We start from the raw sequence: 24,932 nt of genomic DNA on the forward strand, positions 1-24,932 counted from the left end.
CGGCCTTCACGGCCGACCCCGCGGCGCACCTCACGGCAAAAGTTGCCCCAGCCGCTGGCCGAGAGCGGTGAGGCCGCTGGAGGCCGGGACGTCGGCGCCGGCGACCAGATCGACCGTCCGGCGGACGGCGCCGTCATAGTCGATGCGGAGCTTGCCGACGACGTCGCCGCGATGGACCGGGCTGGGCAGCGGCTCGGCCAGGGTGGCGACGACATGCAGGCTGCTGCGGTCGGCCGGCGCCATGGTCACGGTCACGTCGTCGGCGACCGTCACCGGCACGCTGTCCTCCGCCCCCATCCACACCGGCGCCTGTTCGACCAGCTCGCCCTTGTGCAGCAGGGGGTAGAGCTTGAAGCCGTTCCAGGCCCAGTCGAGCAGCCGGGTCGGCTCGTCATTGCGGGACTGCGGGCTGGGCAGGCCGTTGACCACCAGAACCAGACGGCGGCCGTTGCGCTCGCCCGAGGCGGTCAGGCCGTAGCCGCCGACCTCGGTGTGGCCGGTCTTGATGCCGTCGACGCTGACCGGGTGGTAGAGCAGCGGGTTGCGGTTGCCTTGGCGGATGCCGTTCCAGGTGAAGGTCCGTTCCGACTCGTAATGGTAGAATTGCGGGAAGTCGCGGATCAGGTGGGTGGCAAGGATCGCCAGATCGCGGGCGGTGGTGTAGTGGCCCGGATCGGGCCAGCCGCTGGCGTTCATGAAGTGGGTGTCGGTCATCCCCAGTTCGCGCGCCTTGGCGTTCATCAGCGCGGCGAAGGCGGATTGGCTGCCGGCCAGCCCCTCGGCGAGCGCCACGGCGGCGTCGTTGCCGCTGTCGATCAGCAGGCCGCGCAGCAGATCCTCCACCCGCACCTGACTGCCCAGCTTCAGGAACATGCGCGAGCCGCCCATCTTCCAGGCGGTCTGGCTGACCGGAAAGCTGGTGTCCAGCGTCGTCCGCTTATGGACCAGCGCATCGTAGGTGAGGTAGGCCGTCATCATCTTGGTCATCGACGACGGCGCCATGCGGGTCTCGCCGTTCTTGTCGAGCAGCACATCCCCGCTGGTCAGATCGACCAGATAGGCCTGCTTGGCCGCCGTCTCCGGCGGGGTCAGCGCGGCGGCGGGAGCTGATGCCAGAAGGGGGGCCAGAATGGCGGCGGCGAGCGACAGGCAGGCGGCCAGATGACGGAACGGTGCGGCGGAACGGGACGGATTGGCGACGATCACCCTGCGGATCCTCTGAGGTGACGGATGGCTCCTTCGACGACCGTTTCCATGGACCATCGCCGCGCCGCCTTCACCCCTTATTTTCGTATGGGCCGCAATTTTAATGTGGGTAAGCCCAAGATCAGGCGGCGGGATCAGGCGGGATCGAGCAGCCGCGGGCCGGCGCCGCCGTCGCCAAGCTCGTCCCACGGGTTGCGCAGGGGGCAGTCGCGGATCGACAGGCAGCCGCAGCCGATGCAGCCGTCGAGATTGTCGCGCAGCTTGGTCAGCTTGGTGATGCGGTCGTCCAGTTCCGCCCGCCAGCGCTCCGACATGCGCTGCCAGTCGGCGGTGGTGGGGGAGCGGTCCTGCGGCAGGGCGTTCAGCGCGTCGGCAATGGAGGCGAGCGAGATGCCCAGCCGCTGCGCCACCTTGACGACCGCCACCCGCCGCAGCACGTCGCGGGAAAAGCGGCGCTGGTTGCCGGGATTGCGCCAGCTGCGGATCAGCCCCTGCGCCTCGTAGAAATGGATGGTCGAGACCGCCACGCCGGAACGGCGCGCCACCTCCCCCACCGTCAGGTCCTTGTCGTACTCCTCCGGCGACAGCATTCCGGCCCCTCCCCTCTCCTGCAACCCTCCATCCCGCCAGTCTGACGGCTTTTCCGCTTGACCTCAAGTTCTGTTGAGGTTTTAGGGTCGGCGGACTTTGCCGCCCGAATGGGCAAACTGCCGATCGCGTAATCAGGATTTTGGGCCAGGGGGACGGAGACCGTATGACCAGGGGAAGGCTTGCCGCTCTGCAGGGGTGGATGGCGGCGTTGGGTGAGCGCGTGTTCCGGCCGATCCTGCCCGGCGCCACGCTGCGCGACCGGATGATCGCCTGCTGCGGCGCCCTGCTGGGCATCGCCGCGACCGGGCTGCTCTGCCGCAACATGCTGCATTACATGTCCAGCGCGCCGGTGCTGGTGGCGCCGATGGGGGCGTCGGCTGTGCTGCTGTTCGCCGTCCCGGCCAGCCCGCTGGCGCAGCCCTGGTCGATCGTCGGCGGCAACACGCTGTCGGCCATCGTCGGCGTGCTGGTCGCCAGCGTCATCCCCGACCCGATGCTGGCCGGGGCCGCCGCGGTGGCGCTGGCCATCGCCACAATGTCGCTGACCCGCTGCCTGCATCCGCCCGGCGGCGCCGCCGCGCTGACCGCGGTGCTGGGCGGGCCGGCGGTGACGGAGATGGGCATCAAGTTCGCCTTCTTTCCGGTCGCGGTGAATTCCATCCTGCTGCTGACCGCCGGGCTGATGTTCCACCGGCTGTCCGGCCACCGCTATCCGCACAAGGCGGTCAACACCCACCGCACCAACGACCCGCCGGCGCAGCTGCGCCCGGCCCTGACGCAGGGCGACGTGGACGATGCCTTGCGCACGCTGGCCGAGACGCTGGATGTCAGCCGCGACGATCTGGGCGCCCTGCTGGTCAATGCCGAGCTGCACGCGCTGGAGCGGCTGCATGCCGACATCACCTGCCGGGAGATCATGTCGCGCGACGTGGTCACGGTGACGCCGGACACCCACCCGCAGGTCGCGCGCGCCCGGCTGCTGGAGCATGGCTTCCGCACGCTGCCGGTGGTGGATGGGCAGAACGCCGTCGTCGGTATCGTCGGGCACGAGCAGCTGTCGCACGGCGATGCCCTGCATCACGGATCGCGCGTCGGCGCCGTGATGACGCCGGCGGCGACCGAGCTGCCCGACACGCCGGTCTTCCGCCTGCTCGGCCGGCTGTCCGACGGCCGCACCCACGACGTGGTGATCGTCGACCAGAACCGCCGGGTGCTGGGAATGATCACCCAGACCGACCTGCTGGTGGTGCTGGCCCGTACCGCGCTCGCCCGCGCGGTGCAGACCGGGGTCGACGGGCTGAACGAGACGCTGCCACGCGGCTATCTGCGCGACGTGGCGGCGGGACGGACGTAGCAGTTCGGGAGGCGAGTCCCCTCCCTTCGCCGACCCTAAGGCGGCGGGGGAATGGAACGTTTGAAACACCGTGAAACAGGATCCGGGGATCTGTTCACCTGTTCCATCCGGGCGGAGCGGGTGGTTGGCGCTTCCGGTATCCTGTTGGTATCCCGGCGAGAACCGGGGGGAGCCGAAGATCCGCGACAGGCTGAACATTCTGCGCCCCCCGTGGCGAAAGATAGGTTCATAGTCCTATCGTGGAGAGGGCGGGCGGATAAGCGGAGATGGGAAAATCGCCGGCGCAGACACGCTGCCACCGACGATTTTCCTTGAACTTTGGTGACGTCCGCCCGGAGTTGAAGACAGGTACGGTCAGAGCACGATCTCAACGACGATCTTGCCGCCGGCGCTGCCGTCGGTCATAGCGGTGTGCGCGGCGCCGGCCTGCTCCAGCGAAAAACGCCGCGGATCGAGACGGGGCAGCAGCTTGCCGGCTTCGACCAGGGCGGCGGCGCGGCGCAGGATTTCGCCATGGTTCGCCATCCCTTCCCCCGTCAGCAGGGGCAGCAGGGTGAAGACGCCGGAATAGGTCGCGGCCCGGAACGACAGCGGCGCCAGCGCATGCGTCCCCCAGCCCAGGCTGCTGACCACATGGCCGAAGCGCCGCACCGCCTGGAACGAGGCGTCGAGCACCGCCCCGCCGGCGGTGTCATAAACCAGATCGAAGCCACGGCCACCGGTGTGGCGGGCGACGTAGGCCTCGACCGTCTCGGCCCGGTAATCGATGGCGGTGGCGCCAAGCTGTTCGACAAGTGCCAGCTTTCCCGCCGATTCTGTCGCCCAGACGGTCGCACCGAAGGCATGGGCGATCTGCACCGCCACATGCCCCACGCCGCCGGCGCCGCCCTGGACCAGGACCGTCTGGCCGGATTGCAGGTTGGCGCGGTCGACCAGACCTTCCCAGGCCGTGATGGTGATCAGCGGCAGTGCGGCGGCTTCGCGCATCGTCAGGTTTGCCGGCTTGTGCGCGAGCAGGTCGGCCTCGACCGCGGCGTATTCCGCCAGCGAGCCCTGCCGGCCACCGACGCCGCCGGTCATGCCATAGACCTGATCGCCCGGCTTGAAGGCGGTGACGCCGGGACCGACGGCGACGACCTCGCCCGCCAGATCGATGCCGAGGATGGCGGGCAGCGGATGCTTCGCGTGGCCGGCGGCGCCCGCCCGGATCTTGGTGTCCAGCGGGTTGACGCCGCTGGCGGCGATGCGGACCAGCACCTGGCCGGGACCGGCCACCGGCCGCGCCACCTCGGTCAGCCGGAACGGGGCGTCATACGCGTCCAGCACCAGCGCGCGCATCGTGTTGTTCGGATCCTGGGACATGGCCTTGCTCCTCGTTGGGGTGCATCGTGGTGATGTCCCGAAGAATGCGGCCAACGCGGATGTTTGAAAAACAACGATACTGTTTGAAATCCATTCATTTCTGTATGATGCGGCATGGAGTGGAGCGACCTTCGGATTTTCCTGGCGATTGCCCGCGAGGGCACACTGGGCGCGGCGGCACGGCGGATCGGACAGACCCAGCCGACCATGGGTCGTCGTTTGCGCGCGCTGGAGGAGGCGGTGGGGCACACGCTGTTCCAACGGACCAGCGACGGCTTCGTGCTGACCGACGAAGGGGCCGCGGTGCTGCGCCATGCCGAGCGCATGGAAGAGGAAAGCCTTGCGCTGGAGCGCGAACTGGCCGGCAAAAATGGACAACTGGAGGGCAGCCTGCGGCTGTCGTCCTCCGACTGGTTCGGCCTGCACATGCTGACGCCGGTCATCCACGAGTTCACGCGGCGCCACCCCGGTGTGACGGTGGAACTGTTGACCGAGTCACGTTTGTTGAGCCTGTCCAGGCGCGAGGCCGACCTCGTGTTCCGCATCCGTCCGTTCGAGGAGCCGGAAGTGGTACAGCGCAAGCTGACCCGGATCGACTATGCCCTATACGGGATCGTCGGCAGTCCGCCACCGAAGGCAGGGGACGGGACCGGCTGCGCGCTGGTCACGATGGACGCCGCCTTCGGCGGCATGCCCGATGTCGCATGGCTGCAGCGGATGCTGCCGAACGCCCGTATCGCGTTTCGCAGCAACAACCGTGATGTCCAGGCCGCCATGGCCGCCTTCGGCATCGGACTGGCGGTCCTGCCGCGCCCGATCGGCGATGCCCTGGACAGGCTGCAGGTCATCGACTTCGGCGAAGCGCCGCCCGGACGTGATGTCTGGGTCGGCTATCACCAGGATCTGCGCCGACTGGCCCGCCTGCGCGCCCTTCTGGATCTGATGATCGACCGCTTTTCGTGACCACCGGCCTGTGATGCGCAGCGTCACCAGAGTTCAAGAATCGGCGGAACCGGCGTCACCAAAGTTCAGCGCCGGGAGTCCGCAGGACATCAGGCGATGCGCGCCATCGCCCGCTCGTTGATCGGCGGACGCGACGGATAGAGGATCAGCCCCTCGGCCGCCTCCTCGACACGGGCGTCGGGATAGGCCGCCATGGCATATTTCAGATTCGGGATGAACTTGGTCTTGAACTGGCGCACCAGGGCGTAGCCGGCGCCGAACTGGCCGTGCAGGGCTGCCCAGGTGATCGGCGTCGGCTTGTCCAGCGAATGCAGGCGGTATGCCAGCCAGATATAGACGTCGAGCGCCATCGACTTGCCGCTGATCGCCTTCAGCGCCTCTTCCGCCACCGGAACCGGATGCTCGCGCAGGGCCTTGAAGAAGCTGTCGCTGAGCCGCACCGTCTCGGTGAACAGGGTTCCCTGGCGGTCGTCGGGCCGGCGCAGCTGGATGGCGTCGGCGACGATCGATTCCTTGCTCTGCCGCCGGCCGCCGTCGGCGTCGGTGAAGAAGGTCAGATGGCAGGCGGACAGCCGCGCCGCCTGATCCTCCACGTCGCGATAGGCCTTGCCGCAGATCGGAATGTCCATGCGCTTCAGCCAGTCGTGCATGGAGCCGCCCAGTTCCACCTCCGGATTGCCTGTCTGGATGGCGCGGGTCTGCAGATAGAGCAGGATCATGCGCGCCCGGCTGCCATAGGGGACGCCGATTCGGCGGGTGACGCCGTTGCGGTCCTCGATCACGCCGGGCTGGATCACGAGCTTCACCTTGTGGCCCGGCCGTTCCCAATGCTGGTCGTCGGGAAGCTGGCGGTGGGGCAGCGCCGTCTGGCAGAATCCGGCATAGGTGATGCCGAGCTTGCCGTTCTCCGCCGCCTGGACCGCGGCGGCGATGTCGATCAGGGGCCGTTCCTCGTCCGAAACGAGGGCCAGCGCGCCGTCGCGTCCGTGAGTCTCGATCAAACGATGAATGCTGCCCATGCCGACCTCCCGCTTTTGTCCCCGGCGACGGTGCTGTGGCCAACCGTCATGTGACGGGCTGGTGACCGAACCTGCCAGATACAACACCCCGGATCGCGCCGAAGGCAATTTGAACCTTGGTGACGCAGGCTAATTGGAAGCTATTTGGAACCAACTATTAGATTCGTCACCAAGGTTCAGGGGATAAGTCCGAGTCGCGTCACCACAGTTCAAGAGTGGCGTCACCAGAGTTCATGGGGAAAAACCGGGGGCCTGTGGACGAATCGGTGCCGTGGATCGCCTGGCGGCTTGAACCTTGGTGACGCTGGACTTCTCGATTCGGGCGGCGGCGCCTGCGGGGCGTCACCAAAGTTCAAGGATTCCAGCGGGTAAGATGGTGGCGTGTCGTGCCTATAAGAGGGGCGCGCTCTTCGATCCAACCCCTGGACCCTTGGAAAGCGCGGGCTTTCCGTCATCCGCGCGAAGGCGGGGAGCCAGGAAACGTCGCGGATAAGCCGCTGAAATGTCTGGATTCCCGCCTTCGCGGGAATCCAGCCGACCTAAGCGGAGGCTCGTCCGGTCACCTTTCACCGGTCCGCACTGTCCGGGCGTCACCAAAGTTCAAACTGCCGGTCGAGTCGATTCGGGACCGATGGCGTCACCAAAGTTCAAACCCCAGAACCGCCGCTGAACCGCCCGGCGTCACCAAAGTTCAGGAGTCTTGCCGAGTCGGTTCGGCCAGGGGCGTCACCAAAGTTCAAATCCAGGCGGCCCATATCGCCGTCGGGGCGTCACCAAGGTTCAGGCGTCCCGCCGCCGGGGAGTCGGCCGGCGGCAGCGGAGTTGTCTTGCCCTGAGCCAAGCCGGGCGGAGGGGTGATATGGCGCGAAATGCGATGACCGCGTCGGCGGACGGGCGGGAACTGCGACCACGACCTGACTGAGGGCGGGCGTTTGTTGTGGCAACTCCGAGCAGGCTCCATTGACAAAGTTCCGGCAACTTGCTCAGACTCCGCGCGGCCGTATCTGTGGGCCGCCGGAGTTGAAGGGGAATGACCGGAATGCTGTCGATCGGGGGCGACGACATGCGCCAGCTGCGCGAGCGCCGCGGCGAGAACCAGACGCAGTTCGCCGAGTGGCTGAACGCGCAGCTCGGCCGCAGCTATACCAAGGCGCGGATCAGCCGCTGGGAAAGCGGGGCGGAGCGCATCCCGCAGCAGCTGGTCGATTTCCTGACCCGCCACAAGGCGGACGAGAAGCCGCGTTCGGCAACCTATCTGGCCGTCGCCAACCAGAAGGGCGGCGTCGGCAAGACCGCAACCGCCGTCAACCTCGCCTACGCCCTGACGGAGGGCGGCGCGCGGGTGCTGCTGATCGACTGCGATTCGCAGAGCAACGCCACCGTCCATGTCGGCATCGGCAACGCCGCCATCGTCGCCTTGGAGCAGCAGCGCAAGACACTCTATTATGTGCTGCGCTCGGAAGAGCCGCTGACCTCGGTCATCATGCCGACGGCGGAGCGCGGGCTGGACCTCGCCCCGGCCGGGCTGTCGCTGGCCGACGCCGACGTGGAACTGGCGGCCGATTCCACCGGCGGGCTGATCCTGCGCGAGAAGCTGGACGAGGTGCGCCACGCCTATGATTTCGTGGTGATGGACTGCGCCCCCAACCTGGGGCTGGTCACCGCCAACGCGCTGTCGGCGGCGGAGCTGGTGGTGGTTCCGGTGCAGACGGAGGCGCTGGCCCTGCTGGGCGTCAAGCGGCTGGTCGACACCATCGGCCGCATCCGCCGCCGGGTGAACCCGTCCTTGCGCATCGCCGGCATCATCCCGACCATGTACAACGACCGGCTGACCCAGGACCGCGCGACCCTGCAGGAGCTGCACGAATCCTACGCCGATCAGGTGCCGGTCTTCGCGCCCATCCCGCGCGCCACCGTCTATGGCAAGGCGGCGGCGGCCGGCATGATCACGCTGGCCGGTGATCCGAAGGCGCCGGGGGCAGAGACCTTCCGCGAGGTGGCGCGCCAGATCCGCGCCTATGCCCAGAACCGGGAGACGGCCCATGTCGCGTAAGTTCGAACGCAAGACGCGCGAGCTGCTGGGCACCGCGGCGGAGCCGGCGGGTGCGATGGCCGGCGGGCTGACGGTGGGCAGCGACCGGCTGTTCGGCACCTCGGCCGGGTTCCCGCATGTGGTGGAACTGGACCTCGCCCGCGTCCACCGCAACCCCGACCAGCCGCGCCGCCATTTCGACGAGGCGGAACTGCGCAGCCTGGCATCCTCCATCGAGCGGCACGGGCTGCAGAACCCGATCCTGGTCCGCCCCCTGCCGCAGGGCGAGTATCTGCTGATCGGCGGCGAGCGCCGGGTGCGCGCGCACGAGATGCTGGGCCGCAAGACGGTCTTCGCCATCCTGACCTCCGGCGATCCGGACGAGATCGGGTTGATCGACAATGTCCAGCGCGTCGACCTGAACGCGGTGGAATATGCGGCGGCGCTGGCCCGGCTGATCGACAAGCACGGCTACACCCATGACGAGCTGGCCGCCGTGGTCGGGCGCGACCGCACCGACGTGACCAAGCTGCTGGCGATCATGGGGCTGCCTGCGGAGATGCGGGAGGAGTATGCGACGCAGTTCGCCCATGTCTCCCGTTCCGTCATGATCGAGATCGCCGCCGCCCCGGCGGAGCTGCACGCCCGGCTGTGGGAGCGCGCCAAGGAGGGCGCCAGCGTCAAGGCGGTGCGGCAGGCCAAGCGCGACCATGCCAGCGGGGGCGCCGCCGGGTCTGATGCCGTTCCCCAGGACCCGGACGCCAAGCCGGATGCCAAGGAGGCCATGCGGACCCTGCAGGCCAGCGTGAAGCGTATCCTGCGCGACGTGGCGGTGGTGCGCGAGCAGCGCCGCTACCTCGACCCCGACAACCGCGACCGACTGATGCGGCTGCGGGCGGAGATCGACGCCATCCTGGACGGGGAAGCGGGCGCCTAGACGCCCTCCCCTAGCAGCGCCTTGGGTTCCAGGAAGGCGTCCAGCCCGAAGCTGCCATATTCGCGGCCGATGCCGGACTGCTTGAAGCCGCCGAAGGGCGCCTTCGGGTCGTGGGTCAGGCTGTTGATCAGCACGCGGCCGGCAACGATGCGCTCCGCCACGCGGCGGGCACGGGCGGTGTCGCCCGACAGCACATAGGCCTGCAGGCCGTAGACGGTGTCGTTGGCGATGGCGATCGCCTCCTCCTCGTCCTCATAGGGGAGGATGGAGAGGACGGGGCCGAAGATCTCCTCACGCGCGATGGTCATGTCGTTGCGGACCGCGGTGAACAGGGTCGGGCGCACGAACCAGCCTTCGGTGCCGTCCGGACGCCCTGCTCCGCCGGCCAGCAGGACGGCGCCCTCCTCGATCCCGACGCGGATGTAGCGCTGTACCCGTTCCCACTGGGTGCGGCTGACCATCGGGCCGACAATGGTGGCCGGATCGCGGGGATCGCCGGCGCGTACCGCCTCCACCGCCGCCTTGGTCAGCGCTTCGATCTCGGCGAGGCGGCTGCGCGGGGCGAGCAGGCGGGTGCCGGCGATGCAGGCTTGGCCGCTGTTCATGAAGGCGGCGTTGACCGCGATCGGGATCGCCTGCGACAGGTCGGCGTCGTCGAGGATGACGGTTGGCGACTTGCCGCCCAGCTCCAGCGTCACCCGCTTCAGCGTGTCGGCCGCCGCGCGCAGAATCGCCTTGCCGGTGGCGGTGGAGCCGGTGAAGGAGATCTTGGCGACGTCCGCATGGCTGGAGATCACCGCCCCCACCCGGTCGCCGCGGCCGGTCACGATGTTGAACAGGCCGGGGGCCAAGCCGGCGGCATGCAGCGCCTCGGTAACGATCTGGGTCTGGCGGGCGCTCATCTCGCTGGGCTTGATCACGGCGGTGCAGCCGGCGGCGATGGCGGTGGCGAGCTTGCCGCAGATGAAGCCGGCATTGCTGTTCCACGGCGTGATCAGCCCGGCGACGCCGAGCGGTTCCATGCTGACCGCGGCCGTGCCCATCCGGCGGAGGAAGGGATAGTCGGCCAGCAGTTCGGCGGTTTCGCGGAAGGCGTTCACCGGGTGATCGACCATGAAGGCGGCGCGCGAGGCCGGGGCGCCATACTCGTCGATCACGGCGTCGAGCAGGTCGTCGCGCCGGGCGGCGACGGCATCGGCCAGCCGGTGCAGCATGTCGATCCGCTCCGCCTTGCCGGTGCGGGAGAAGGCGGGAAAGGCGCGCTTGGCGGCGGCGATGGCGGCGCGGGCATCCTCCTCGTCGGCAAGGCGGACGCGGCCGGTGACGGCGCCGGTCGCCGGGTTGTGCAGGTCGAACAGTTCCGTGCCGTGCGCGGTGACGAAGCGGCCGTCGATATAGATGGTATCGATGCTGTGCATGACGGGTCTCGTGGAATGGCTGTTGGCTGGCCATTCAGGTGGCGCAAGGGCCGTCGGGTGATAAGATGGACAATCCCGCATGAATCGGTGAACGGATCGGGACAATGTCACTCACTGGATTGGCGGAGCTGGAGGCCGTGCAGGCGGTTGCCCGGCATCGCGGCTTCCGCGCCGCGGCGGCTGAGCTGGGGATGTCACGCTCGGCGCTCAGCCATGCCATTGCGGCGCTGGAGGAGCGGCTGGGGGTGCGGCTGTTCCACCGGACGACGCGCAGCGTGGCGCTGACCCAGGCGGGGGAGCAGTTCGTCGCCGACACCGCCCCTGCCCTGCGCGACATCCGTGCCGCGTTCGACCGGCTGGGTGAGCATCGAGCGGCGCCTGCCGGAACGCTGCGCATCAACAGTTCGGCCGGAGCCGCGCGGATGATCATGAAGCCGGTCATCCTGGAGTATCTGCGCCGTTATCCCGAGATGACGGTGGACATCGTCACCGAAGGCAAGCTGGTCGACATCGTGCTGGAGGGATTCGATGCCGGGGTGCGGCTGGCGGAGCAGGTGCCGCAGGACATGATCGCCATCCCGCTCGGCCCCGAGCTGCGCTTCGCGGTGGTCGGAACGCCGGAGTATTTCGCCGGTCGGTCCCTGCCCGCCACGCCGGCCGACCTTGCCGGGCACCGCTGCATCCGCAGCCGGCTGCCGAGTGGCGCGCTCTATCGCTGGGAGTTCGAACGCCATGGCGAGACGGTGACCATCGACGGCAGCGGGCCGCTGATCCTGGACAATCCGGATTTGATGCTCGAGGCCGTGCGGGCCGGGATGGGGCTGGGATATCTGGCGGAGTGGCATGTCGCCGACGACATCGCCGCCGGGAGGTTGCTGCGCGTGCTGGAGGCCTGGACGCCGCCGTTTCCGGGCTTGTGTCTTTACTATTCAGGCCGGCGCCATCTGCCGCCGGGGCTGCGGGCGCTGGTCGATCTGGTGCGGGAGATCGGGGGCGGGCGGTAGGGCAGCGATGTGGGACGTCCCACAATTTCTTCCCTCTCCCGCTCTCGCGCAAACTTCGTTTGCGCTGACGCGACAGGTGACCATAGGTCCGCCGAACGCGGGAAGAGGGTTAAGGAGAGGGGGAAGCGCCGCAGGATTTTCACGAAGGTCCCGCCGTGCATCCCCCTCACCCCGACCCTCTCCCCGGGGGGGAGAGGGGGATTGAGAGACGCCGTTGCCAGAAGGGGCGGTCTTGCCAGCGGCGTTCCAGGCCGTACCAAGAGCGCAGATGGGCGCGGTAGGCGTCGCGGATCGGAGCGAGGCCGGCGGCGTAGCCGGACAGCGCGCCGGGATCGCCGAACAGATGACGGTGGGCGGCCTCGGCGGCGGCCAAGCCGGTGTAGAGCGCGTTGAAAATGCCCTGCGACGACAACGGGTCGAAGCCCAGCGCGGCGTCGCCGACGGCCAGCCAGTCTTCGCCGGAAGCGGGGGACAGGCTGCTGCTGTGGGCGGCGCAGAAACCGCCCCTCCCCTCCCCCTGCCCTTCCGGTTCGAAGCCGCAGGCGCGCAGCGAGGCCGCAAGCACGGAACAAGTCGACAGCCGGCGCAGCAGCGATGCCGTGTCGCGGGCATCCGCCGCGGCGGGCAGGTCGGCGTCGGTGTGGAAGGCGACGACCCGGCGGCCCTCGGGCAATGGGGCGCTGTACCACCAGCCTTCCGGCTCCGCCTCGATCCAGGTCAGGCCGGACTGGCGGCCGGGGGCATCAAAGCCATGGACCCAGCCGCAGACCAGCCGGTCCGATATCGCCCGCCGGGCGCCGAAGCGCTTGGCGAGCGGCGAGCCGCGTCCGCCGGCATCGACCAGCAGGCGGGCGTGGATGGGAAGGCGGCGGCCGGCGGTCTCCACCTCCAGCAGCCAGCCCTGCCCTGCCCTGTCCACCGACAGCATCTGGGCCGGGATCAGCAGGACGGCGCCGCGAGCGGCCGCCACCCGGCGCAGCCAGCCGTCGAACCGGCCGCGGTCGAGGTGCCAGCCCGGCCCGTCGAGGTCGCGCAGATTGTCGGCCTCGACCGGCAGCGGTCCGCCCCAGACCGACCGGCCGCCATGGCAGGGGGAATGGCCTTCGGCGAGGAAGGCGTCCCACAGACCCATGTCGGTCAGCAGCCGGCGCGCCGCCGGGGCCAGCGATTCGCCGATACGGACGGCGGGACCCGCCCGCCGGTCCAGCACCAGCACCCGGTGCATCGGCGCGAGATTGAGGGCGAAGGCGGCGCCGGCGGGACCCGCCCCGACGACGACCGCATCCACCCCGACCGCACACGCCACAGCCTTGTCCGTCTCCGTCCGGTCCCTGACGGCTGCACCAACTCGGATCACCGCAGCCCGCGCGGGAAGCGGCGGACCTTGTCGATCCGGCTGAGGTCGACCGGCTGGGTCGCCCGCAGCCCGGCCCCGCCGCCCGACGGGGCCGGCGCCTTGGTGGACAGCGTGCGGTGGGCGGCCCGGACGGCCTTGGTGTCGACGGTGTCGTCGACGTCGGGGATCGGGATGTGCTGGTCCTCCACCTCGATCAGCGGCGGGAACAGCTTGGCGCCTTCCGGATCGGTCGGGCCGGGATTGACCTCCACCACGCCGAGATGGTCGAAGTGATGGATCATGTTGTTGATCTGGTCGGTGTAGCTGGTGGTGCCCAGCGGCGCCACCCAGGCGGCGCGGTTGGCGAAGGCGGCCAGACGCACCTGGGCCGGCTGGGCGGCGTCCATCACGATGTCGTAGTTCTCGCGGGTCAGCACCTCGTTGGGCACGCGGGCCGGCCAGAAGGTGGGGACGTTGGGGTCATAACTTGGATCGTAGCCGGAGCGGCAGCTGCCGGTGTCGGTCTGCCATGGCACCGCCATCCAGCGGGTGATGCCGCCGGGAAGCTGGCCATAGAGCGGGCCGTTGGGGATGGTCACGGTGTCGCTGGACAGGATGGCGCCCAGCCCCGGCTCGACCCAGCCCTTCGGCGCGTGGGCGAAGCGGAACGGCTCCATATAGAGGGTGGCAGCCCGCACCGGCCACGTCATCTCGCAGCCGGGATGGAAGGCGTCGGCAAGGCAGAAGTCGAGCGCGGCGCGGGTCAGCACGTCGCCCTGCTCGTCCAGCGGCACCTGATCGAAGTCGGTGTAGACCGGGACCTTGCCCCAATCGTCGTCGAAATCGCCGGCCACCCACTGGTCGAGGAACTCCAGCTGGGTCTGGGTCAGCGAGGTGTACTGGCGCGGCGTCTCGGCCGGCGGGATGTTCATCGCGTCGCCATAGACCCATGGCCAGGGCGTCGGCGACCAGCTGTCCACCGCGTCATGGCGGAAGGCGTTCTTCAGCACCCGCCGGGTTTCCTGGTTGGCGAGGCTGCGGTCGCTGAGCCGCGCGATCCATTCCGGCTTGGTGAAGTCGTTGGCGGAGTTCCAGCCGAATCCGGCGGCGAAACCGGCATTGACCCATTGCAGGCCGGTCATTCGCTCGAACACCGGGTAGATGTCGTGGGTGAAGGACGGGCGGGCGGGCTTCGGCAGGGTGCCCGCCTGGATCGCCACGTCGCGCATCAGATCCCACATGGTGCGCACCGACTTGCGCTGCGGCCCGTAGTTCGGCGGAGCCACCACGATCCAGGCGGGGGTGACCGGCAACTCCATGCCGTTCAGCTTGACGATGGCATCGACCGGGCCGTCTGAGGTGTCGTCGTGCCAACCCTCGTTGTTGCCGAAGGTGATCGCCTTGGTGCCGTTGTAGGAGGAGGAGAAGCCGCGTCCGCCGGTGACCAGCAGGCGGTGGTCGCCCTCCTCGCACCACATGCGGCCGAGATAGACCCGCTCTCCCTGGTGCATGAATTTGCCGGCGATCAGCTCGTGGCTCTGGCGGCCGTGGCCGGCGTGAATGGCATGCTCCCCGGCATCCAGCACCAGAGCCTGACGGTCGGCGACGATCGGGTTGCGCAGCGTGGTCGGGTCGGCGGAGGCCGCTTCCGGGATGTCGAGTGCCAGTTGGAAGCCGTACCAGGCCGACTTCTTGTTGGCGAGATGGACCTTCCAGGTGATGTCGGCGCCGCTGTCGGCCGCGGTCAGCTCGCGCACGATCCGGCCCATGGCGTTGACGCCATAGATGCGGAAGCGCGCCGCCTGCGGCAGAAGCCGGCCTTCGGCGTCACGGTAGGGATTCCGCGCCGGGTCGTCGCCGGCCATCAGCGGCTTCGGGTTCGGCACCTCGGGGCCGACGACATAGCCTTCCGGCGCGTTGCCGATGCGGGCGATGCCGATGGGCGGGTAGATCACCGCCTTGATGATGCAGTCGTCCTTGGGGAGCGGCGGCGCTTCGGTGCGGGGTTGGGTCGGCTGCTGAAGCGGCTGGCCGTTGGCCTGATGACGGACGTCGGCGCCGTGGTTGTAGACCACCTTGCGCACCGCGGCGATGCTGCCCTGCGGCGCCTGCTCCACCGGCGTGCGCCAGATGTTGAAGGCCAGCTCCTGCCCGTAATCGCCCTGGCCGCGGGTGCAGACATCCTGCTTCGGCAGGATCAGCGTCGCCACCGGCTGATAGGGATACTGGTCGGTCGGCCATTCCTCCGTCGCCTTGTCCAGTGGAAAGCCGACGCTTTTCGGCACCACCTGCACCATGAAGGTGAAGCGGTAGTCATCCTCCAGCAGCCGGTTGGCGAGGTCGGTGGCGAGGTAATTCTTGTCGTCCGTGGGCACATTGACCGCCGGATGGCCGGGCGGCGGCGTTTCCGGCACCAGCGAGTATTTGGCGTAATGGTCGGGGCCGAAGGCGAAGGGCAGGATTGCCCAGTACTGGGTGGTCAGCACGCTGCCGTCGACCTGGGCCGACATGGCGTTGAGGATGCCGTCGGTCTTCGGGTGTTTCTTGAGATAGCCGGGATAATCCTTCAGGACCGTGCCGGCATAGGTGAACTCGCACATCTCCTCCGCGTTGTCGACGAAGAAGACGGGAAAGTTCTGCATGATGAAGTCGGCGACGTCGCCGGTCTCGCCCAGCGCGTTGACGCCATCGACGCCCCAGACCTTCAGCCCGATGCCGAGCGTCGAGCCCAGATCGGGCGAGGTCGGCCCGGTGTCGCTGGAAAAGCGCATCCAGGCCGGAAGCTCGTCCCTGGCAAAGACGCCGACGCGAAGCGCCTCCGGCCGGTTGGGGTCCATCACCAGACGGCCATGGGCGGCCCCGTGCAGCTTGCGGAACACCGCGCGTTCCGCCGGCTTCTGGCCCAGCGCGATGCGCTTCATCTGGCCCATGGCGATGAACATCTCGTCCAGCCGCTGGGTGGCGTTGGTCGCGCAGTCGAAGCAGGGGGGACTCTTGTTGGGGTCTTCGGCCGTCATTCGCTCCGTCTCCTGGTTCGTCCGGCGGCACTGCCGGGGCGGGGGCATGTCGGGTGCGGGAGGTTGTTTTTGTGTGGTGATTTTCCCGTACCATGACTCGTGCTTACGCGAGCACTTCAAGGGTTTCCACCGGAAATAATCGGGAGGACGCACATTTTTGGTGGATGGGAGAGATGATGGCGGTGAGGCGTTGCCGGAGTTGAGGTAGTCTGCGGCTGTTCGTGCCGGTGATCCGGAAGTGCGGATGTGGGACGTCCCACATTTTTCTTGGTTGCTGCCTGTGCCCCCCTCCCACCCGGGGAGAGGGCCGGGGTAAGGGGGATGCACAATGGTGGATTCTCGGGTGAGGCACGCGGTGCGACCCCCTCACCCTAACCCTCTCCCCGGGGGGGAGAGGGGATTCCCCCTGCCCCATTGATGTGTATGATGAACAATCCGTTCCGCAGAGGTCCGACCAGAATGAGCGACAACTTCTTCGACATCGCCGCCGCCCGCTTCCCCGCCGATGCCGACAGCAGCTTCATCGAGCTGGAGTCCGGCCGCCGCTACAGCTACCGCGACCTGATGGAGATCAGCGGCCGTTATGCCCGGCTGCTGGCGGAGCTGGGCGTCGCCAAGGGCGACCGGGTGGCGGTGCAGGTGGAAAAGTCGGCGGAGGCGGTCTTCCTCTATCTCGCCTGCCTGCGCGCCGGGGCCGCCTATCTGCCGCTGAACACCGCCTATACGAAGGCCGAGGTCGGCTACTTCCTGGGCGATGCCGAACCGGCGGTCTTCGTCTGCACGCCGGGCAACGAGGCGGCGCTGGCCGACACCGCGACGGGCGCGGGGGTGGGCACGCTGCTGACGCTGGGCACCGGCGGCGACGGCAGTCTGCCGGACCGGGCGGCGGAGCTGGACCCGGAGTTCGACACGGTGGCCTGCGCGGCCGACGATCTGGCGGCGATCCTCTATACCTCCGGCACCACCGGGCGGTCGAAGGGGGCGATGATGAGCCACCGCAACCTGTCGTCCAACGCCGCCACCCTGCACCGCATCTGGGGCTTCCGGCCCGACGACGTGCTGCTGCACGCCCTGCCGATCTTCCACACCCATGGCCTGTTCGTCGCCACCAACTGCGTGCTGATGAACGGCACCGGCATGCTGTTCCTGGGCAAGTTCGATCCGGATGCCGTGTTCCGCCTGCTGCCGCGGGCGACCGTGATGATGGGGGTGCCGACCTTCTACACCCGCTTGCTGGCCGACCCGCGCCTGACGCGGGAGGCGGCGGCGCATATGCGGCTGTTCATCTCCGGCTCCGCCCCGCTGCTGGCCGACACCCACCGGGAGTTCAGGGAGCGCACCGGCCACGCCATCCTGGAACGCTACGGCATGACAGAGACCGGCATGCTGACCTCCAACCCGCTGGACGGCGACCGCATCCCCGGCACCGTCGGCTTCCCGCTGCCCGAGGTGTCGGTGCGGGTCGCCGACGAGAAGACCGGGGAGCCGGTTGCGGATGGCGATGTCGGCGTGCTGGAGGTGAAGGGGCCGAACGTGTTTTCCGGCTATTGGCGCATGCCGGAAAAGACGGCGCAGGAGATCCGCCCCGGGGGCTGGTTCATCACCGGCGATGTCGGCCGGATCGACGAGCGCGGCTATGTCCACATCATCGGCCGCGCCAAGGATCTGGTGATCTCCGGCGGCTTCAACGTCTACCCCAAGGAGGTGGAGACGGTGATCGACGGCATCGACGGCGTGGTGGAATCGGCGGTGATCGGCATCCCCCACCCGGATTTCGGCGAAGCGGTGATGGCGGTGGTGCTGCGCCGTCCGGGCGCTGCGGTCGATGAGGCGGCGGTGGTCGGCGCCTGCCGGGAGCAGCTGGCGAAGTTCAAGGTGCCGAAGGCGGTGGCCTTCGTCGACGAGCTGCCGCGCAATGCCATGGGCAAGGTGCAGAAGAACCTGCTGCGGGAGGCGTACAAGGGCAAGTTCGGGGCGTAAGGGGAACTCCGGCCAGGGTCTCCAAGATATCGCTTGTCCGCCTTTCGCGGAGGGCGCAATGCTCGGCCCTCTGCCCGCGCCCTACTCCTTTCGAAGGGGGTGGCGCGGCTCCGGCTTTTTCATGTGCGCCCGCGATGATGACCCTGTTCCGCCGTGCCGTCCTGCCGCTGGCGGCGGCCCTGCTCGCCCTGCCCGTTTCGGCCATCGCCGGCCAGCGCAGCTATGCCGCCACCCATGGCGCCGCTCCCTTCGTGACGGAGCATCTGATCCCCGGGTCGGACCTCGACCTCGATCAGGTCGACCGGACCCTGCCGCAGGCGCGGGTGGTGGCGCTGACGCTGGACGACGGGCCGGATGCCAATGATCCGCGCATCCTCGATATTCTGCGGGCCCATGGGGCGAAGGCGACCTTCTTCTACATCGGCGCCAAGATCCCCGCGCATCACAACATCGCCCGGCTGGTCGCGGCGTCGGGCAACGAGGTCGGCAGCCACACCCAGACCCACCCGATGACCACCGACCTGCCGCCGGCGGAGCGCGAGTGGAACCTGGCGCAGGCGGAAAAGGCGCTGGCCTCGGTCGGGGTGACCGCGTCCTGGTTCCGGCCGCCCTTCGGCGATGTGGACGACGCGCTCGCGGCGCTGGCGCACCGGCATGGCATGGCGACGGTGCTGTGGACCGGCGACAGCCAGGACTGGAAGGACAGCGGTCCCGACGTGATCCGCCACCGGGTGACCGAACGGCTGGCGCCCGGCGCCGTCCTGCTGATGCACAGCACCAAGGCGGCGACCGTCGCGGCGCTGCCGGCGATCCTGGAGGAGGGGGAGAGGCGGGGCCTGCGCTTCGTCACGATGAGCGAGTGGGAGGCGGCGATGCGGCAATCGGTGACGCCGGAAATGGCGTTGCTGCACCCGGCGCCGCGGCGGCGCTGAGAGCCTGCCTTGGGGTAGGGCCAGGGTAGGGATGCAAGGATGTCCCATCGGCGGGGGCGCCCGGCCGGTGTAGGATGACGGCGAGCGGCCATCATTGTTTCGAGCCGCCGTTGGAAGCACCGCCATGCCCATCGAGCCCTTCACCCTGGTCCTGTCGCTGCTTCAGCAGATGTGCGTCTATCTGGTGATCGCCTATCTGCTGAGCCGCACACCGCTGTTCCTGCCGCTGACCCATGTGACGGTGCGCTGGCCGCACAAGCTGGCCTGTTACGCGATCTTCTCGATCTTCTGCATCATGGGCACCTATTTCGGCCTGCACATCGACGACAGCATCGCCAACACCCGCGCCATCGGGGCGGTGCTGGGCGGCATCTTCGGCGGGCCGTCGGTGGGGCTGGCGGTCGGGCTGACCGGCGGGCTGCACCGCTATTCGCTGGGCGGCATGTCGGCGCTGGCCTGCGCCATCTCCACCATGGCGGAGGGGCTGATCGGCGGGCTGGTCCACCGCCACATGGTGCGCCAGGGCCGGATCGAACCGCTGTTCAACCCGCTGCGCGTCGGCGCCGTCACCTTCGTGGCGGAGGTGGTGCAGATGCTGATCATCCTGGCGGTGGCCCGGCCCTTCGAGGCGGCGGTGCATCTGGTGGAGGTGGTGGCGGCGCCGATGATCATCGCCAACACAGCAGGCGCGGCGCTGTTCATGCGCATCCTGCTGGAGCGGCGCGTGCTGGACGAGAAGCAGTCCAGCGCCTTTTCCGCCAAGGCGCTGAAGATCGCCGCGCGCTGCGACGGCGTGCTGCGCGGCGGCTTCAACAGCGAGAACAGCACCCGCGTCGCCCGCATCATCTATGAGGAGACCGGCGTCGGCGCCGTCGCCATCACCGACCGGGAGAAGCTGCTGGCCTTCATCGGCATCGGCGACGACCACCATCTGCCGGGTACGCCGATCAGCTCAAAGCAGACGCATCAGGCCATCGCCAGCAACCAGGTCATCTATGCCGACGGCAACGAGGTGGCCTATCGCTGCTCGATCAGTCCGGGCTGCCGGCTGGGGGCGGCGCTGGTCATCCCGCTGGTGGGCGAGGAGGGCGGGGTGATCGGCACCATCAAGCTGTATGAGCCGAAGACCAAGATCTTCTCCACCATCAACCGCACGCTGGGCGAGGGCGTGGCGCGGCTGCTGTCCAACCAGATCCTGGCCGGCCGCTACGAGCAGCAGAAGGCGCTGCTGGCGCAGTCGGAGATCAAGCTGCTGCATGCTCAGGTGAACCCGCATTTCCTGTTCAACGCGCTGAACACCATCTCCGCCGTCATCCGCAACGACCCGGAGCGGGCACGGCAGCTGGTGCAGAACCTGTCGACCTTCTTCCGCAAGAACCTGAAGCGGCCCAGCCAGATGGCGACGCTGGCCGACGAGGTCGAGCATGTCAGCGCCTATCTGCAGATCGAGCTGGCGCGCTTCACCGGCCGGCTGGCGGTGGAGATCGAGGTGCCGGACGAGCTGCGCCACGCCCGGCTGCCGGCCTTCTCGCTCCAGCCGCTGGTGGAGAATGCGATCAAGCACGGTACGGCGCAGCTTCTGGGCGATGGGCAGGTGCGCATCGCGGCCCGGCGGGAGGGCGGCGATTTGCTGCTGTCGGTGGAGGACAATGCCGGGCTGTACGAGGCGAAGCCGGGCGGCGACGGGCTGGGGATGACCATCGTCGACCGCCGCATCCGCAACCGCTACGGTGAGGATTACGGCGTCTCGATCGCCTGCGAGCCCGATGCCTTCACCCGCGTCACTTTGCGCCTGCCCCTGGAAGAGACCGTGCCCGCATGATGGTTCCCATGAACGTCCTGATCGTCGATGACGAGCCGCTGGCGCGGGAGGAGCTGCGCCGCATGCTGGAGGAGGCCGCCGACATCCGCATCGTCGGCGAATGCGCCAACGCCATCGAGGCGATCGGCGCCATCAACCGGCAGGCGCCCGACGTGGTCTTCCTCGACATCCAGATGCCGCGGGTCAGCGGGCTGGAGATGCTGAGCATGCTCGATCCTGAAAGGATGCCGCGCATCGTCTTCCTGACCGCGCATGACGAGTATGCCGTCCAGGCCTTCGAGGAGCATGCCTTCGACTATCTGCTGAAGCCGGCCGATCCGGCGCGGCTGGAGAAGACCCTGCAGCGCCTGCGCCGGCAGCGCGCCCCGCAGGAGGTCGCCGTGTTGCCGGGGGCGGCGGAACTGCGCCACATCCCTTGCACCGGGGTCAACCGCATCACGCTGATGAAGCTTGCCGATGTCGAGTATGTCGTCTCCCGCCCCGCCGGCGTCTATGTGGTGGGGGAGGACGGGCAGGAGCGCTTCACCGAACTGACGCTCCACACCATCCAGGAAAAGAGCCCGCTGTTCCGCTGCCACCGCCAGCATCTGGTCAATACGGACCGCATCCGGGAAATCCGCTTCGTCGACGGCGGGCTGGCGGAAATTCAGACCAGCGGCGGCCATGTGGTGCCGGTCAGCCGCCGCTTCCTGGGTGCGCTCAAGGAACGGCTGGGAATGGGGTGAAGCCGTCGATTGCCCGCTCCACCGCCGCTTCGGCATGGATGGCGGTGGTGTCGAACAGGGGAACGTCGCTGTCCTCCGGCTTCACCAGCAGCATGATCTCGGTGCAGCCGAGGATGATCGCCTCGGCCCCGCGCTCCACCAGCCGGGCGATGACCTCGCGGTAGGCTTGGCGGGAGGCGGCCTCGACCCGGCCCTGGACCAGTTCCTCGTAGATGATGCGGTGCACTGTGGCGCGGTCGGCCTCGTCGGGGATCAGCACCTCCAGCCCGTGGCGGTCGGCCAGCCGGCCCTTGTAGAAGTCCTGCTCCATGGTGAAGGCGGTGCCGAGCAGCCCGACGCGGCGGTGGCCGGCGGCGCGGATGCGCTCGGCCGTGGGGTCGGCGATGTGCAGCAGCGGGATGGCGACGGCGGCCTGCACCTCCTCGGCCATGCGATGCATGGTGTTGGTGCAGATCAGCAGGAAGTCGGCGCCGCCGCGCTCCAGCCGGCGGGCGGCGTCGATCATCAGGGTGGTGGCGTCGTCCCAGCGGCCGGCATGCTGCAGCGCCTCGACCTCGGCGAAGTCGAAGGACCACATCAGGCAGCGTGCCGAGCGCAGCCCGCCCAGCCGGTCGCGGACGCCTTCGTTGACGATGCGGTAATATTCGGCGGAGCTTTCCCAGCTCATGCCCCCGATCAGGCCGATCACCTTCTGCGACACCGGGCGCGTCTCCTGTCTTGGATTGGATGGAACGTTTGGAACGCCGTGAAACGCTTTCCGGCGCGTTGTTCACTGTTCAATGGGCAGTAACGGGTCAATGGGCGGCGACGGGCGGAGTCCGGCCGCCGACGCCTTCTTCCTACCATGAAACGGGCCCGCGAGGTTACCGGTATGACCAAATCGCCACCGTCGCTGTTACCCCAGGGATGGGACGGTTCGGGGAGGGGGCGATGGGCAGCTTGCGGCGGTGGTGGGGGATCGTGGTCGATGCGGTCTATGGCTGGATGAACGACGACGCGATGAGCATGGCGGCGTCCATCGCCTTCTACACCATCTTCTCGCTGGCGCCGCTGGCGATCCTGGTGATCGCGCTGGCCGGGCTGGTGTTCGGCGACGAGGCGGCGCGCGGCGCGTTGGTCGACCAGCTGACCGCGCTGGTCGGGCGCGACGCCGGGCAGACCCTGCAGGACCTGATCGCGCGGGCCGGGGCGCGGGAGACCGGGATCGTCGCCAGCATTATCGGCATCGGCACCATCATCGTCGGCGCCACCACCGTCTTCGTCGAGCTGCAGACCGCACTGAACCGCATCTGGCGGGTGGCGGCGCCGCAGGAATCGACCATCACATGGCTGGTGCGGGTCCGGCTGAAGGCGCTGGCGCTGATCGGTGCCATCGGCTTCCTGCTGATCGTGTCGCTGGTGGTCAGCGCGGCGCTGGCGGCGGCCGGCCGCTGGGCCGCCGGCTATCTGCCGGCGATGCCGTCGCTGCTGTGGCTGGTCGACATGGCGACGTCCTGGGCGGTGCTGACCGGGCTGTTCGCGATGATCTACCGCATCCTGCCCGACACCTATATCCGCTGGACCGACGTCTGGCTGGGGGCGGCGGCGAACGCCTTCCTGTTCGCGGTGGGGAAGTTCCTGATCGGCTTCTACATCGCCACCAGCGGGGTGGTGTCGGTCTATGGCGCGGCGGGGTCCTTCGTGCTGATCCTGCTGTGGGTCTATTACTCGGCGGTGATCTTCCTGTTCGGCGCGGAACTGACCCGCGCCTATTCCGAACGCAGCGGCAGCCGGGCGCGGATGCCGGGGCTGAATCCGGAGGCGGGGCCGCAAGTAGGCCCCGGGGTGGGGGAGGGGCCTACCGTCCGCAGCAGCCGCGTCCCAGAGTCATCAGGATCTGCCGGGCCTTGAAGGACCGCTCGTCGAGCGGTGATTCGTCCGGAGCAAGGCGCGCCTGGGCCTCGCGGTAGCGGTCGTAGGAGTCGTCGTTGAACAGGCGACGCAGGTTGGCGAGGACCTTGCGCAGGGGCGTGCGGGGGCAGGGACTGTTCATCGGAGGCCTCTGGCAGGAGCCGGCGTTGTGGGACGTCCCACGTTAGCGCCGTTCCCGCACGCGCTGGGGCGGTTTCCGGCGAGCGGCGGTTTGACCGATTGAGCGGCAGATTTCGGGGTTTGAGCGGTTCGATGGTGATCGCGATGACCCGTCACAATGATCCCCGTGCCTCACCGACAAGCCAGTCGACGAAGCCGGCAACCAGCTTTCCCGCATCGGCCTGACGTGGAACGAGGGCGACGTACCCCGTCCTTGGAACCCGGATCTCGGGCAGCGGCGTCATCAGCCTTCCGCTGGCGACGTCGATGTCCAGCATCGGCAACGGGCCGATCCCGATGCCCAGCCCGTCCTCCACCGCCTGACGGGTTACGAAGAAGTGATCGAATATCTGGCGGGGATGCCCTGCAAGATGCTGGAGCCCCGCCGCCTCGAGCCAGCCGGTCCAATCGCCTGGACGGGTCTCGCTTGCGAACAGGGTGTGCCCCTCGATGTCGGCGGGCTTGCGGATCGGCCGCCGCGCGAACAGCGCCGGGCTCATGATCAGCGTATCCACATCGTCCAGCACCGGCACTATCCGATGCTGAGGCCAGACATGCTCCCGGGCGGCCCCGCGCCGGATCGCCACGTCGACGCCGCCACGCAATTCCTCCAGCACGGTCGAAACCGTCGTGACCGCCACCTCGACCTGCGGATGGTCGGCGTGATAGCGGCCGAGCCGGGGGATCAGCCAGCGCATCGCGAAGCTGGTCGGGGCGCTGACACGCAGGATGCGGCGGGCGTCGGGCCGGCCGCAGGCTTCCGCCGCGACGGCCAGCCGGTCGAAGGAAAGGCCGACCTCGGACGCGAAGATCCGCGCCATCGGCGTCGCGACCATGCGGCGCCCGTCCTTCACGAACAGCCTCTGTCCGAGCCAGCTTTCGAGAGCGGCGATCTGCCGGCTCACCGCGCCATGGGTGAGGCCGAGTTCGGCCCCGGCTTCGGCATAGCTGCCGGTCCGGGCCGCGACCTCGAAGATGCGCAGGGCGTTTAGGGGAGGAAGGCGGCGCATGAGCGATCCTTGAGGGCGATCCCTGGGGGTGATCCGTGAGAAAAACGAACGGTATCCGTGATTCAAAGCATACTAGTCGATGAATTCTCACACATATAGCATGCCTTCCCGATGAGACCAGCCGGGCAATGCCTGTGGCACCTCCGGGAAAGCC

At 68.5% G+C, this 24,932-nt stretch carries 20 protein-coding genes; 10 read left to right on the forward strand and 10 right to left on the reverse strand.

The features are described 5' to 3' along the window. Window positions 1-30 precede the first annotated feature (30 nt). Together B9N97_RS27265 and soxR are read right to left on the reverse strand one after the other, a co-directional pair. Window positions 31-1,206 carry a D-alanyl-D-alanine carboxypeptidase family protein gene (locus tag B9N97_RS27265; RefSeq protein WP_244560955.1) on the reverse strand — a complete coding sequence of 392 codons (1,176 nt, stop codon included), beginning with the start codon at window positions 1,204-1,206 and terminating at the stop codon, window positions 31-33. Window positions 1,207-1,340: 134 nt separating this feature from the next. Then, a complete protein-coding gene (gene soxR, locus B9N97_RS27270; RefSeq protein WP_085090970.1) occupies window positions 1,341-1,796 on the reverse strand; it encodes a redox-sensitive transcriptional activator SoxR in 456 nt (151 codons plus the stop codon). Window positions 1,797-1,960: 164 nt separating this feature from the next. Here soxR and B9N97_RS27275 point away from each other — a divergent pair, with 164 nt between their 5' ends. Beyond that, the gene (locus B9N97_RS27275) at window positions 1,961-3,151 is read left to right on the forward strand and encodes an HPP family protein (protein WP_085090971.1); all 1,191 of its coding nucleotides are present in this window, start codon (window positions 1,961-1,963) and stop codon (window positions 3,149-3,151) included. Between the two features lie 354 nt (window positions 3,152-3,505). On the opposite strand, the gene B9N97_RS27280 is transcribed toward B9N97_RS27275, so the two are convergent. Next, the gene (locus tag B9N97_RS27280) at window positions 3,506-4,513 is read right to left on the reverse strand and encodes a zinc-dependent alcohol dehydrogenase family protein (RefSeq protein WP_208621271.1); all 1,008 of its coding nucleotides are present in this window, start codon (window positions 4,511-4,513) and stop codon (window positions 3,506-3,508) included. 114 nt (window positions 4,514-4,627) lie between these two features. Here B9N97_RS27280 and B9N97_RS27285 point away from each other — a divergent pair, with 114 nt between their 5' ends. After that, window positions 4,628-5,476 carry a LysR family transcriptional regulator gene (locus tag B9N97_RS27285; protein ID WP_085090972.1) on the forward strand — a complete coding sequence of 283 codons (849 nt, stop codon included), beginning with the start codon at window positions 4,628-4,630 and terminating at the stop codon, window positions 5,474-5,476. Between the two features lie 89 nt (window positions 5,477-5,565). Here the strand turns inward: B9N97_RS27285 and B9N97_RS27290 are convergent, their stop codons facing one another. Beyond that, on the reverse strand, window positions 5,566-6,495 hold the full coding sequence (locus B9N97_RS27290) for a replication protein RepA (protein WP_085090973.1): 930 nt from the start codon (window positions 6,493-6,495) through the stop codon (window positions 5,566-5,568). Window positions 6,496-7,534: 1,039 nt separating this feature from the next. On the opposite strand from B9N97_RS27290, the gene B9N97_RS27295 reads away from it, so the two are divergent. Further along, on the forward strand, window positions 7,535-8,548 hold the full coding sequence (locus B9N97_RS27295; protein WP_244560956.1) for an AAA family ATPase: 1,014 nt from the start codon (window positions 7,535-7,537) through the stop codon (window positions 8,546-8,548). After that, window positions 8,538-9,464 (forward strand): ParB/RepB/Spo0J family partition protein, encoded by a 927-nt coding sequence (locus B9N97_RS27300; protein WP_085090975.1) that lies wholly within the window; start codon window positions 8,538-8,540, stop codon window positions 9,462-9,464. Before B9N97_RS27295 ends, B9N97_RS27300 begins: the two co-directional genes overlap by 11 nt. On the opposite strand, the gene B9N97_RS27305 is transcribed toward B9N97_RS27300, so the two are convergent. Then, a complete protein-coding gene (locus tag B9N97_RS27305; protein ID WP_085090976.1) occupies window positions 9,461-10,882 on the reverse strand; it encodes an aldehyde dehydrogenase family protein in 1,422 nt (473 codons plus the stop codon). The two genes, B9N97_RS27300 and B9N97_RS27305, sit on opposite strands and share 4 nt — an antisense overlap. 104 nt (window positions 10,883-10,986) lie before the next feature. Here B9N97_RS27305 and B9N97_RS27310 point away from each other — a divergent pair, with 104 nt between their 5' ends. After that, complete coding sequence (locus B9N97_RS27310) at window positions 10,987-11,886, forward strand: LysR family transcriptional regulator (RefSeq protein ID WP_085090977.1); 900 nt, start codon at window positions 10,987-10,989, stop codon at window positions 11,884-11,886. A 166-nt stretch (window positions 11,887-12,052) separates the two neighbouring features. Here B9N97_RS27310 and B9N97_RS27315 read toward each other — a convergent pair whose 3' ends face one another. Next, window positions 12,053-13,192: an NAD(P)/FAD-dependent oxidoreductase gene (locus tag B9N97_RS27315; RefSeq protein WP_085090978.1), complete on the reverse strand. Its 1,140-nt coding sequence runs from the start codon at window positions 13,190-13,192 to the stop codon at window positions 12,053-12,055. A gap of 47 nt (window positions 13,193-13,239) precedes the next feature. Beyond that, window positions 13,240-16,239: a LodA/GoxA family CTQ-dependent oxidase gene (locus tag B9N97_RS27320; protein ID WP_085090979.1), complete on the reverse strand. Its 3,000-nt coding sequence runs from the start codon at window positions 16,237-16,239 to the stop codon at window positions 13,240-13,242. Between the two features lie 459 nt (window positions 16,240-16,698). Here B9N97_RS27320 and B9N97_RS27325 point away from each other — a divergent pair, with 459 nt between their 5' ends. The 4 genes from B9N97_RS27325 (at window position 16,699) to btsR (ending at window position 21,698) form a co-directional block, all read left to right on the forward strand. Continuing rightward, a complete protein-coding gene (locus tag B9N97_RS27325; protein WP_085090980.1) occupies window positions 16,699-18,219 on the forward strand; it encodes a malonate--CoA ligase in 1,521 nt (506 codons plus the stop codon). Window positions 18,220-18,353: 134 nt separating this feature from the next. Continuing rightward, window positions 18,354-19,151 (forward strand): polysaccharide deacetylase family protein, encoded by a 798-nt coding sequence (locus tag B9N97_RS27330; RefSeq protein ID WP_085090981.1) that lies wholly within the window; start codon window positions 18,354-18,356, stop codon window positions 19,149-19,151. A 124-nt stretch (window positions 19,152-19,275) separates the two neighbouring features. Beyond that, a complete protein-coding gene (locus B9N97_RS27335; RefSeq protein WP_085090982.1) occupies window positions 19,276-20,973 on the forward strand; it encodes a sensor histidine kinase in 1,698 nt (565 codons plus the stop codon). An 8-nt stretch (window positions 20,974-20,981) separates the two neighbouring features. After that, window positions 20,982-21,698: a two-component system response regulator BtsR gene (btsR, locus tag B9N97_RS27340; RefSeq protein WP_085091188.1), complete on the forward strand. Its 717-nt coding sequence runs from the start codon at window positions 20,982-20,984 to the stop codon at window positions 21,696-21,698. Here the strand turns inward: btsR and B9N97_RS27345 are convergent. Continuing rightward, the gene (locus tag B9N97_RS27345) at window positions 21,673-22,398 is read right to left on the reverse strand and encodes an aspartate/glutamate racemase family protein (protein WP_244560957.1); all 726 of its coding nucleotides are present in this window, start codon (window positions 22,396-22,398) and stop codon (window positions 21,673-21,675) included. The two genes, btsR and B9N97_RS27345, sit on opposite strands and share 26 nt — an antisense overlap. 230 nt (window positions 22,399-22,628) lie before the next feature. On the opposite strand from B9N97_RS27345, the gene B9N97_RS27350 reads away from it, so the two are divergent. Next, complete coding sequence (locus B9N97_RS27350; RefSeq protein ID WP_085090983.1) at window positions 22,629-23,588, forward strand: YihY/virulence factor BrkB family protein; 960 nt, start codon at window positions 22,629-22,631, stop codon at window positions 23,586-23,588. On the opposite strand, the gene B9N97_RS27355 is transcribed toward B9N97_RS27350, so the two are convergent. Then, a complete protein-coding gene (locus B9N97_RS27355; protein ID WP_085090984.1) occupies window positions 23,536-23,730 on the reverse strand; it encodes a YbdD/YjiX family protein in 195 nt (64 codons plus the stop codon). The two genes, B9N97_RS27350 and B9N97_RS27355, sit on opposite strands and share 53 nt — an antisense overlap. Before the next feature lie 151 nt (window positions 23,731-23,881). After that, window positions 23,882-24,778 (reverse strand): LysR substrate-binding domain-containing protein, encoded by an 897-nt coding sequence (locus B9N97_RS27360; RefSeq protein ID WP_085090985.1) that lies wholly within the window; start codon window positions 24,776-24,778, stop codon window positions 23,882-23,884. Between the last annotated feature and the right edge of the window lie 154 nt (window positions 24,779-24,932).

The organism is Azospirillum oryzae, from assembly GCF_900177515.1.
GTDB classification, from domain to species: Bacteria; Pseudomonadota; Alphaproteobacteria; order Azospirillales; family Azospirillaceae; genus Azospirillum; species Azospirillum oryzae_A.

Coding starts and splice junctions, on each gene's coding strand:
- soxR (WP_085090970.1), bottom strand. CDS start 1,796: ATGCTGTCGCCGGAGGAGTACGACAAGGACCTGACGGTGGGGGAGGTG.
- B9N97_RS27275 (WP_085090971.1), top strand. CDS start 1,961: ATGACCAGGGGAAGGCTTGCCGCTCTGCAGGGGTGGATGGCGGCGTTG.
- B9N97_RS27280 (WP_208621271.1), bottom strand. CDS start 4,513: ATGTCCCAGGATCCGAACAACACGATGCGCGCGCTGGTGCTGGACGCG.
- B9N97_RS27285 (WP_085090972.1), top strand. CDS start 4,628: ATGGAGTGGAGCGACCTTCGGATTTTCCTGGCGATTGCCCGCGAGGGC.
- B9N97_RS27290 (WP_085090973.1), bottom strand. CDS start 6,495: ATGGGCAGCATTCATCGTTTGATCGAGACTCACGGACGCGACGGCGCG.
- B9N97_RS27295 (WP_244560956.1), top strand. CDS start 7,535: ATGCTGTCGATCGGGGGCGACGACATGCGCCAGCTGCGCGAGCGCCGC.
- B9N97_RS27300 (WP_085090975.1), top strand. CDS start 8,538: ATGTCGCGTAAGTTCGAACGCAAGACGCGCGAGCTGCTGGGCACCGCG.
- B9N97_RS27305 (WP_085090976.1), bottom strand. CDS start 10,882: ATGCACAGCATCGATACCATCTATATCGACGGCCGCTTCGTCACCGCG.
- B9N97_RS27310 (WP_085090977.1), top strand. CDS start 10,987: ATGTCACTCACTGGATTGGCGGAGCTGGAGGCCGTGCAGGCGGTTGCC.
- B9N97_RS27320 (WP_085090979.1), bottom strand. CDS start 16,239: ATGACGGCCGAAGACCCCAACAAGAGTCCCCCCTGCTTCGACTGCGCG.
- B9N97_RS27325 (WP_085090980.1), top strand. CDS start 16,699: ATGAGCGACAACTTCTTCGACATCGCCGCCGCCCGCTTCCCCGCCGAT.
- B9N97_RS27330 (WP_085090981.1), top strand. CDS start 18,354: ATGATGACCCTGTTCCGCCGTGCCGTCCTGCCGCTGGCGGCGGCCCTG.
- B9N97_RS27335 (WP_085090982.1), top strand. CDS start 19,276: ATGCCCATCGAGCCCTTCACCCTGGTCCTGTCGCTGCTTCAGCAGATG.
- btsR (WP_085091188.1), top strand. CDS start 20,982: ATGAACGTCCTGATCGTCGATGACGAGCCGCTGGCGCGGGAGGAGCTG.
- B9N97_RS27350 (WP_085090983.1), top strand. CDS start 22,629: ATGGGCAGCTTGCGGCGGTGGTGGGGGATCGTGGTCGATGCGGTCTAT.
- B9N97_RS27355 (WP_085090984.1), bottom strand. CDS start 23,730: ATGAACAGTCCCTGCCCCCGCACGCCCCTGCGCAAGGTCCTCGCCAAC.
- B9N97_RS27360 (WP_085090985.1), bottom strand. CDS start 24,778: ATGCGCCGCCTTCCTCCCCTAAACGCCCTGCGCATCTTCGAGGTCGCG.